Consider the following 2,449-nt stretch of genomic DNA (forward strand, 5'->3'; position numbering starts at 1 on the left):
CATTTAATGGATTAAATGATAGAGAGGTTAACTTCGTCTATGCAGATTACTACTATCTTGAGGCTTTAATGAAGCTTGCAGGTAAGGATGTAATGTTCTGGTAAAATCAATAAATATAGTTAAAGTGGCTGGCTATCATAGAAAAATACTGGGATAATCAGCCATTTTATATATAAAAAGTTAAAAATTAGCTGATTACAAGGAATTATCTTATTATTGAAACCCAATCAATATTAGATAATATAAAAATCTTTAATACGAAATCCTAAGGATGTAGCTATTAGTGGGCATAAGACAAATGAGCTACAAGATAATCAGAAAATGATGCATATCCAAGTTTTCTTTTTCTTGCAATCATATTAGCCCAGATGGTATTTCCTTGTGATTCATTGATATATCCAGCATCAAGCGCCATTTTCATAATATCACCTGTTGTAAGGTGAGAAAGTCCATATTCTTTAACATAGACAGCGATATCTCTCAAGTTATTACTGGCGATTATGCCTTGCTTTTCCTTTGCAAGCGAAATAGAAGCAGCTTCTCCGCGACCGATGATTTTTTTCCTGGATCAGGATGAGTTGTAAGCTTTCGATAAAGTTAATATGTAGCTGTACCGACCGTAATGGTTTCAATTGTTGCATCTCCGGATTGGAGCATTAAATCGACTTGTGCCTTTAATCCCTTAATACGATTCACACTAGGATGAGATAGCTCATCATACACTTCCTTGGGAATTACAATTCTCCCTGGAAACAACTTTGAGAGAATACTTTCATTATCTACCCACAGAAAAGCAGAAATACAATCTGTATCAAAGAAAAGTGACTCAGTCAATTAATTCACCGCCTTCCTCGGCCCCATACACGAGGTCATCTCTGAATGCAGCAAGCATTAACTCTTCATACTTTCCATTCGAAATAATATCACGGTTTAATAACTGGTCTGCTTGTTTGATATAATGACCATATGTGCAATACTGCTTTTCCTTAGGCAATGGAAGATATAAATCGGAACTGAATCCCATTGCTTCAGCCTGTCGTTTTACACTAATGTTTAGCAAATCATCTAGTTCTTTTCTGCTGATATAACCACAATTATTTAATTGATATACTGCGGTTTGATGACTGACTCCAAAATATTGTTCAATACGGATAATATCTTGAAGGTTAATCTTGCCTTCGTGCTTTGAAATAAGGTTATCTGCTTTATCGGCTAATGCTGCACGAGGCATTAAAAAATATGCAGCAAACGCATCAGCCATTTTTTCTATTTCACAGCCTGTACCGATAGACTTAGCGCAAATAGTTTTCATATTAGTATCATAAAACATATGAAAAAATACATGAGCGAGAGTAAAGCGCTGACGTCCTAATGTCATAGATGAGTTTAATGCTATCGTACATCTTCCCTCAGCTCCTTTAACACACATTCCACTAATCTTATTACCTAATGGATAATATACTATAGTCAGTAATTCTATCCCTTGTGCTAATGCAAAAATATCGACAGGAGAGTTATTGTCTTCTCCAAGTTGTTTCATTAAACGCTCAGCTTTTGTCATTAAATCTGCATAATCAATCATACATATTATCCTTTTAATATCTCTGCCATATACTCTGAATTAAGTGCAATGCGGTTAATGGCACAGATTGCTTCTAAATCCTCAAGTGATAGGTCACTCGCTCTGAATGCTACTGAAAGGGAGGACGTCTCAATATTACTGCTTTCGATAACGTTAATTGAAACTCCAAATAGACAAGCAAGTTTTTCTAACATATCAGCAGATAAGTTTCTTTCACCTTTTTCAACTTTTGAAATCAAACTCTGGTCCACATTGAGAAAACGAGCAATAGTGGACTGGCTAAAACCCATATCATCCCTAAGTGTTTTAACATTATCTCCAATAATATTTGCCATAGCCATGTTTCTCCTTTTTGAAGTTAAATTAAAGTTTATTAAAAATATGTCATAAAATCAACATATAAAATAAGAAAAATATGACAAATAAAACCACAAAAAAATAATACCCCGCATCAAAAAAGTTACAGAGTTCAGATTCCACACGTGCTAGTCATCAAAATACTATATAGATATCCTTCTTGATGTAGGTTATATGTGAATAATAAAAACAGTTGTTGCAGGATATATTATGACAGTTTTTTGAAGTCTCAACAGCTTCAGCAGTAATTGCATGTGGTCTTATTGAACTCGACAAATATGTTCCTGGTAAAGGTTACAAAGAAACAGCTGAAAAGCTTATTGAAGTATTAACTAATCAAAGAGCCGATTTTTCTTTAGAAAGAGATGGAATAATCCAACGTTGTACAGGTTCATTTAATGGATTAAATGATAGAGAGGTTAACTTCGTCTATGCAGATTACTACTATCTTGAGGCTTTAATGAAGCTTGCAGGTAAGGATGTAATGTTCTGGTAAAAAACCATAAATAT

The 2,449-nt window shown here is 34.2% G+C and carries 4 protein-coding genes; all 4 read right to left on the bottom strand.

What is annotated here, in order from left to right; translation table 11 throughout:
- Window positions 1–280: 280 nt before the first annotated feature.
- Entirely contained in the window at window positions 281–484 is a 204-nt protein-coding gene (locus SOY52_RS05220; RefSeq protein WP_320847920.1) for a hypothetical protein, read from the bottom strand.
- Between the two features lie 113 nt (window positions 485–597).
- Window positions 598–834, bottom strand: a complete 237-nt coding sequence (locus tag SOY52_RS05225) for a hypothetical protein (protein WP_320847923.1) — start codon at window positions 832–834, stop codon at window positions 598–600.
- A complete protein-coding gene (locus SOY52_RS05230) occupies window positions 827–1,582 on the bottom strand; it encodes an ImmA/IrrE family metallo-endopeptidase (protein ID WP_320847921.1) in 756 nt (251 codons plus the stop codon). Before SOY52_RS05230 ends, SOY52_RS05225 begins: the two co-directional genes overlap by 8 nt.
- A 5-nt stretch (window positions 1,583–1,587) precedes the next feature.
- Window positions 1,588–1,917: a helix-turn-helix transcriptional regulator gene (locus tag SOY52_RS05235; RefSeq protein ID WP_320847922.1), complete on the bottom strand. Its 330-nt coding sequence runs from the start codon at window positions 1,915–1,917 to the stop codon at window positions 1,588–1,590.
- Between the last annotated feature and the right edge of the window lie 532 nt (window positions 1,918–2,449).

This window comes from Bullifex sp., assembly GCF_034103065.1.
Classification (GTDB): domain Bacteria; phylum Spirochaetota; class Spirochaetia; order Sphaerochaetales; family Sphaerochaetaceae; genus Bullifex.

Bases quoted from the DNA above. Each gene is read 5' to 3' on its own strand.
- SOY52_RS05230 (WP_320847921.1), bottom strand. From the start codon at position 1,582: ATGATTGATTATGCAGATTTAATGACAAAAGCTGAGCGTTTAATGAAA.
- SOY52_RS05235 (WP_320847922.1), bottom strand. From the start codon at position 1,917: ATGGCAAATATTATTGGAGATAATGTTAAAACACTTAGGGATGATATG.